Raw genomic sequence first — 6,629 nt, forward strand, 5'->3', positions numbered from 1 at the left:
AAGTAGATTCAGGCTATCAAGGCATACAACAAACTCATGCAAATAGCCAACTACCAAAGAAAAAGACAAAACTTAAACCTTTAACCAAAGCAGATAAAAAAGCAAATCGCAAGTTATCATCCAAGCGAGTAACCAATGAACATGTCATTGGGAAACTCAAGTGTTTTAAAATCTTATCATGTCGCTACCGCAATCGCAGAAAAAGATTTGGATTAAGGGTGAATCTAATTTCTGCGATTTATAATTTTGAGCTGGGGTAGTTTGGAAAGAGGTCTACTGAATGTTAGGGTATTGTGGCATATTTGGGGTTGGGGGGGGGTGTAACAAAAATCATCCCGCCAATTCACTTTCACTTTTTACCATTTTATCGCCATGACCTTAACACAACTTTTTAAAATCGCCCCGACAACCTTACTGCTTATCATCAGCTTTGTGGCGGTGATGGGTGTACAGGTCGCAAATGGGGTAAACATTGACGAGCAAACAGGGCAAGAGCTGATCGCTACGGGGCGAATTTTTTGCCATTGACGCTCATCGATGAGCCGTGGCGACTGGTGACGGCAGGGTTTTTGCACATTGGGGTGATTCATCTGTTGTTTAACAGTTTTGCCATGTATTATTTTGGCATGGTTAGTGAGCAGATATTGGGATGGTGGCGGTTTTTGGTGGTGTTTTTGCTGTCGGTGGTGGCGGGCAATCTGTTAAACCTATACACGACCCTAAGACGGATAGAAGAGCAGGGCGTGCAAGGGGTGGGGCTGTCGGCAGGGGCGTCGGGCAGTATCATGGGGCTGGGTATGTTGCTTTTGACCTTGTCAATGTTCGGCTCGGCAAAGAAGTGGCGACTAAATAACAAGAGCTTGGCACTCATCATGGGTATTAATTTTGTCATGACCTTTGCCATACCCGGTATCGATGTGGCAGGACATCTTGGGGGTATGATGATGGGGGTGGTGCTAGGGCTGTGTCATGTGATGAATCAGAAGTCAGGTCGCACCAGTCAAGGCGTGTTTGCCCTGTGTGCGGTGGTGAGCATCATTGCCATGATGGGGGTGTGGCAGATGATGAATGGCGTGGTAACAGGGTGGTAAAACTGCCAAAGCCACGCACCATTTATAAATGCATGTTATTTTATACCATTTAAAAAATCCGCCCGCTTGCCCCTTTGTCAAATTTGCCAATATGCGTGTCAATATTTTTGGCGATGTTTTCATAATACACCGCAAACTCATCGCCTGCCATGACGGACGGCTCGCCTTTGTCCATTTGCGTGCGAATGTCGGTGGCAAGTGGCAGTTGCCCCAAAAGTGGCACTTGGTATCTCTCTGCCAGCTCTGTTCCGCCGTCCGCCCCAAAAATGGCATCGACATGACCACAGTTGGTGCAGGTATGCAACGCCATATTCTCGACCACGCCAATGACGGCAATATCAGTTTTTAAAAACATTTCCATGCCTTTTTGGGCGTCCAGCAGGGCGATGTGCTGTGGCGTGGTAACGATGACCGCCCCTGTTACAGGGATACGCTGAGCAAGCGTGAGCTGAATGTCGCCTGTGCCGGGGGGCATATCGATGATGAGATAATCAAGCGTGGGCCAGTTGGTTTGGCTGTACAGTTGCATTAACGCCCCTGTCGCCTTGACCCCACGCCACGCCACAGGGGTGTTGTCGCTCTCAATCAAATTGCCAATGGAGAGCATGGCGATACCATGTGCGTCTATCGGCACGAATTGGTCATTTTCAACGGCAGGCTTGACCCCTGCCACGCCTAACATATCAGGCACGGACGGGCCATAGATGTCCGCATCTAGGATACCGACCCTTTTGCCGAGCTTTTGTAGGGCAAGGGCGGTATTGACGGTCGTGGTGGACTTACCCACACCGCCTTTACCACTGGCGACCACGATGATGTGGCGAATGCGGGGGTGGGGGGCGATGTCTGATTGTTTGGGGGCGGATTTGGTGGGGGTGTCGTCTGCGGTGTGGCTTGGGATTTGGTTTGGGGTTTGATTTGACGACTGGGGCGTGTGGGTTTGCACAGCACTGGCGGTGGGGGCGACTTTGTCGGATAAGACGACATTTAAATTCACTTCTGCCACGCCAATGAGATGTAATCTGGCACGCAGGTCATGATAAACCTGTTCAAGCTCGGCTTGGTCGGCGTTCTTATGCACTCTTAGGGCGATGTCTAGCGTGTCATCATGCAAGGATTTATCATCAATAAAAGTCGGCAAGGCTTGACCATACAGGCGAAAATCCTGCAAAACCTTGTCAATGTCGCTCATGTTGATGTGAATTTTCTTTTTAAAAGGGTTAAACATAGTTGTCTCGTTGGTAACTTTTTTATCATTTTATCATTTTATCATGTTTTAAAATCCTTGCCTATCAGCCAAATAGCCCATCGGTGCGTTGTTTTGCCAAAATGCCCACATACGACCCACAAAATAGCCCAAAGGACAGCACCCATGCCACTTGTGAGATAAGCACCCACGTCATATAATCACCGCCAAACATTGGCATGATCACACGGCACAGGGCAGAGATTATCATCAGGATAAATATCGCACTCACGGTTTTTGGGGGTTGATGAATGTTTCGCCCTGTATGCCCAAGCGACACCCGAGCCATCATGGCAACGGTCATCAGTCCCACGCCAAACAGAGCCAAACCGTGCAAGCCGAGCGAATGCACATTAATATTCGTCTCAACAAAAGGCAATACCACAAAGAATGCCAAACTTGCGGTCATACCCCCAAAGGCGATGACAAGCGACCACAGTAGCGGTTTTTGCCAAATGGCAGGGTGATACCAATTTTTAAGACGGCAAATGTTGGCAATCACGCAAATCAGGGCAAAGGCACTGGCGAGCATGGGTGATTTGACAAACAAATCAAACACGATAAAGCCAAAAAATCCCACTAGGTTCATTCTGTCTAATAGTGCCGAATTTTTTTGTTCTATATTTAAGCCGTTGGGTTTGCCGTTATTATCCACGCTGATACCCTTGACGATAAAAAACGGCAACACCCGTCTGGCAATGGTAAATACCACGCCGATGACGAGATATAATGCCCCATACAGGGCGATTTGTTGTGTGGTCGTGCTGTCCAAAAACACGCCTGCATAAAAGGCGATGTTGGCAAGCATGAGCAGGGTAAGTTTGGCAACGATACCGATTTGGCGTTTTTGGCGAGCGACCCATACCGCTTTGATGACCGAGTAGGCGGTCATGCCCCAAAAGAGCAAATCAAACACAAAAGCCACACTAAGCATGGCAACGCTTGGCGTGGCGTGTAGCCCAAGCCAAAGCAAGCGAGCGACCGCCCATGCCCCAAATATCGCCCCCAAATGCCAACCATAGGGCATGGGTTGACTTGTCCATGTTTTGACGGCGGTCAATAAAAAGCCAGCAATGACCGCCAACGCATAACCAAAAATCATCTCATGAGCGTGCCAATAAAAAGGGTTAAACGTACCTTTAAAAGGGGCAAATCCCTGTAAAATGGCAAGCCACAGCAACATGGCAAGTATGGCAAAGACTGCCGACCCTACAAAAAATATGCGAAAACCCAAATTTAAAATGGGGTGGGGCGATGTAGGGCGTGGGGCGGTGTTTTGGATATTCATCAGCATGGTAAAACATTCATTAAAAATAATTGTTATATGATACGCCTTTTTTGCCGACTTTGCAATTTAGCCAAAAGACTTAGTTGGAGCATGAGAAATGCCAGTTTGCAAACATGAGAAATACAAGCAAATCGCTAGGCTTTTTGATAAAATAAGCCATTTTTATTGTAACACAGCCACATCATGAACACACCCCTACTCACCGCCGATTTTGACTACCACCTACCCGATGAACTCATCGCCCGTTATCCGCTTGCCGTGCGTTCAAGCTCTCGCTTGCTACACGTTCAAGGCGATACACTTACCGACCTTCATTTTACCGATTTGCCTGATTTGTTAAACAAAGGCGATTTGCTTGTGTTAAACGACACCAAAGTCATGAAAGCCCGTCTGTTCGGGGTCAAGAACACAGGCGGAGCGGTGGAAGTTCTGATAGAACGCATTACCGACCACGAACAAAACATCGCTCATTGCCATGTACGCTCTAGCCGTGCGTTAAAGGTGGGGCAGGCGGTGAGTCTGGCAGACGGGGGCATTCGTGCTGTCATGTGCGGACGGGCACAGAATTTGTTTATTTTGCAATTTGATGCACCGATTTTGGCGGATTTGGAGCGTTATGGGCAAATGCCGATTCCGCCTTATTTTGAACGCACGGCAGACGACACGGACGACACCCGTTATCAGACGGTGTTTCATGACCCGGCCAAACAGGCAAGCGTTGCCGCCCCGACTGCCAGCCTGCATTTTGATGATGAGACCTTGAAGCGTCTTGCTGATAAAGGGGTAGAGATTGCCTTTGTTACCTTGCACGTGGGGGCGGGTACGTTCGCCCCTGTCAAGGCGGACGATTTGACCGACCACGTCATGCACGCCGAATACGCCCACTTGCCCCAAGCCACCGCTGATAAAATCAATGCCACCAAAGCACAAGGCGGACAAGTCATTGCCGTGGGGACGACCGTAACTCGCACCTTGGAGACCGCCCATTTGCACCGTGTGGATGGACAGCTTACCGAATTTTGTGGTGATACGCAGATTTTTATCTATCCACCTTATGAATTTGGTGTGGTAGATAGACTCATCACCAATTTTCATTTGCCAAAATCAACGCTGCTTATGCTTGTCTGTGCCTTTGCAGGTACAAATAACATCAAGCATGCTTATGCCCATGCCATCAGTGAGCAATACCGTTTTTTTAGTTATGGCGATGCCATGATTTTAGATGGTGCTTAATTTGCCATGTTATTAATTTCCTACAAAACCGATGAACCCAATGAACCCAATGAACCCAATAAAATTGGGGTTTTGCAGGCAGTTTATTTTTAAAATCTCTTACCGATATCACAATTTTAACCGATTTTAACAAATAAGGTTTTTTATGAGCGACAATAAAGATACTCAAAATGATGACGTTGAATTTAGTCAAGACGAACTTGAAGAGCTTAAAAAACAAGGCATTGATGATGCTGAGCTTGATAAGATTGTCAAAACGGTTCATGATGAATTGTCTGATAATGCCAATGAGAAAAGTGATGATAAAGACAAAAATGATGACAAAGACAAAGAGGCGAAAGTAGACAACCATGACACGCCCAACAAAGACAATCAAGAAGATGCCACTGCCCAAACAGATAATGACACCAAAGTCATCACATCAAAGACATCAAAAGAGGTGTCAAATCCACAAAAAAATGATACAAAACCAGACAATCTTAGACAAGACAGACCGACAAGCATCCCCATAAGTCATCAATCTACCGATAATAAAAAAGATAATGACCTAAAAAATAATGCCCCAGCAGCCGATGAAGAGGCACAAAAAATAGAGCAACAACAAGCCGATATTGTCCGTATGCTCATCGCCAAAAAGCACAGCCAAAAAACCATAGACCATAAAGAGGTTCGTATTAACATTGAAGCGGGGGCATTGCCAACCAAAATTTTCTTTATGATGAATGGTCTGTCAGCGGTGATTGCAGGTTATGGATTGCTTGCCAACTCACCTGCGGTGGTCATCGGAGCCATGCTTGTGGCGATGATGCTCTCGCCCATCACCAGTGCCGCTCTTGCTGTTATTGATGCCCGCTTATCATTGCTTAAAACATCGCTCATCACACTCATTGGTGGGGTGTTTGTGATTTATGTCATTGGCATGGGGCTTGGGTTTTTGCATGGTGATAACGTCATGACGGCTGAAATTTTGGCACGCACATCGCCGACGACCATGGATTTGATGGTGGCGTTGGCAGGCGGTGCGGCAGGAGCTTATGCCATGGTGTCACCAAATCTATCGGTGGCGGTGGTTGGCGTGGCGGTAGCAACTGCTCTTGTTCCGCCTTTGGTAGCCAGTGGCATTTTGCTGGCATCTGGTCATCTGTTATTGGCTTGGGGAGCATTTTTGTTGGCCTTGACCAACATGCTTGCCATTCAGTTTACCAACGCTTTGGTGCTGTGGTTTGCAGGGTTTCGCAGAATTCTTAATGATGATGAGGTGGGCAAATTGGGGCAAATTGCACTGTTTTTAAAAAGAAACAGTGCTGTATTGATTGCTTTGATTGTCGTTGGTGGTTATTTGACGGTTAATTTTAGTAAAAACTTAAATGAACAAAAATTTGAACGCCAAAGTATTGCATTGGTTGAAAAAAGCATTCAAAATCAAGCCAATTATTTGGTATCACACAGTTTTACGCATGAAGGGAAAAAAGCCCACACGCTAAGGGTGGTCATTCAAGGGCTCATCACACCAAATCAGGCACAAGCGGTTGAATTAGAAAGACAAATTCAAAAGCTTGCCAAAGACACACTTGATGATAGGGTCATCAAATTACAAATCCGCTTTGTGCCAGAGGTGGTCATACAGTCCACACCCACCGATGAAAGCGAGCTAAAATTAAGCCCTGATGACATCAAAAATTTGCAAAAAGTGGCGAAAAATTAGGTCTATATGATTCTATTGTTAATCGTATAGACCTTAAATTTACCAATGTAGATACCATAAACCACA

At 46.5% G+C, this 6,629-nt stretch carries 7 protein-coding genes; 5 read left to right on the forward strand and 2 right to left on the reverse strand.

The features are described 5' to 3' along the window. The 3 genes from B5J94_RS13470 to B5J94_RS13475 all read left to right on the forward strand — a co-directional run. The coding region (locus tag B5J94_RS13470; RefSeq protein ID WP_143822009.1) for a transposase family protein at nt 1–260 on the forward strand (260 nt) is incomplete at its 5' end. A gap of 112 nt (nt 261–372) precedes the next feature. Then, on the forward strand, nt 373–528 hold the full coding sequence (locus tag B5J94_RS14300) for a hypothetical protein (RefSeq protein ID WP_156471078.1): 156 nt from the start codon (nt 373–375) through the stop codon (nt 526–528). Beyond that, nucleotides 519–1,091 (forward strand): rhomboid family intramembrane serine protease, encoded by a 573-nt coding sequence (locus B5J94_RS13475; protein ID WP_062500675.1) that lies wholly within the window; start codon nt 519–521, stop codon nt 1,089–1,091. The genes B5J94_RS14300 and B5J94_RS13475 overlap by 10 nt, the downstream gene beginning before the upstream one ends. A gap of 49 nt (nt 1,092–1,140) precedes the next feature. Here B5J94_RS13475 and B5J94_RS13480 read toward each other — a convergent pair whose 3' ends face one another. Both B5J94_RS13480 and B5J94_RS13485 read right to left on the reverse strand, forming a co-directional pair. Continuing rightward, entirely contained in the window at nt 1,141–2,319 is a 1,179-nt protein-coding gene (locus B5J94_RS13480) for an Mrp/NBP35 family ATP-binding protein (RefSeq protein ID WP_062500681.1), read from the reverse strand. Nucleotides 2,320–2,383: 64 nt separating this feature from the next. Continuing rightward, nucleotides 2,384–3,631, reverse strand: coding sequence for an NnrS family protein (locus tag B5J94_RS13485; protein WP_062500683.1), 1,248 nt, complete (start codon nt 3,629–3,631; stop codon nt 2,384–2,386). A 177-nt stretch (nt 3,632–3,808) separates the two neighbouring features. Between B5J94_RS13485 and queA the strand changes: the two genes are divergently transcribed. Together queA and B5J94_RS13495 are read left to right on the forward strand one after the other, a co-directional pair. Further along, nucleotides 3,809–4,858: a tRNA preQ1(34) S-adenosylmethionine ribosyltransferase-isomerase QueA gene (gene queA / locus B5J94_RS13490; protein WP_062500685.1), complete on the forward strand. Its 1,050-nt coding sequence runs from the start codon at nt 3,809–3,811 to the stop codon at nt 4,856–4,858. Nucleotides 4,859–5,003: 145 nt separating this feature from the next. Further along, nucleotides 5,004–6,563 (forward strand): DUF389 domain-containing protein, encoded by a 1,560-nt coding sequence (locus B5J94_RS13495; RefSeq protein ID WP_062500687.1) that lies wholly within the window; start codon nt 5,004–5,006, stop codon nt 6,561–6,563. The last annotated feature ends 66 nt before the right edge of the window (nt 6,564–6,629 follow it).

The sequence above is a fragment of the Moraxella lacunata genome (assembly GCF_002027545.1).
GTDB classification, from domain to species: Bacteria; Pseudomonadota; Gammaproteobacteria; order Pseudomonadales; family Moraxellaceae; genus Moraxella; species Moraxella lacunata.

Excerpts from the sequence above, each read along its gene's own strand:
- B5J94_RS14300 (WP_156471078.1), top strand. The coding sequence starts at position 373 with ATGACCTTAACACAACTTTTTAAAATCGCCCCGACAACCTTACTGCTT.
- B5J94_RS13480 (WP_062500681.1), bottom strand. The coding sequence starts at position 2,319 with ATGTTTAACCCTTTTAAAAAGAAAATTCACATCAACATGAGCGACATT.
- B5J94_RS13485 (WP_062500683.1), bottom strand. The coding sequence starts at position 3,631 with ATGCTGATGAATATCCAAAACACCGCCCCACGCCCTACATCGCCCCAC.
- queA (WP_062500685.1), top strand. The coding sequence starts at position 3,809 with ATGAACACACCCCTACTCACCGCCGATTTTGACTACCACCTACCCGAT.
- B5J94_RS13495 (WP_062500687.1), top strand. The coding sequence starts at position 5,004 with ATGAGCGACAATAAAGATACTCAAAATGATGACGTTGAATTTAGTCAA.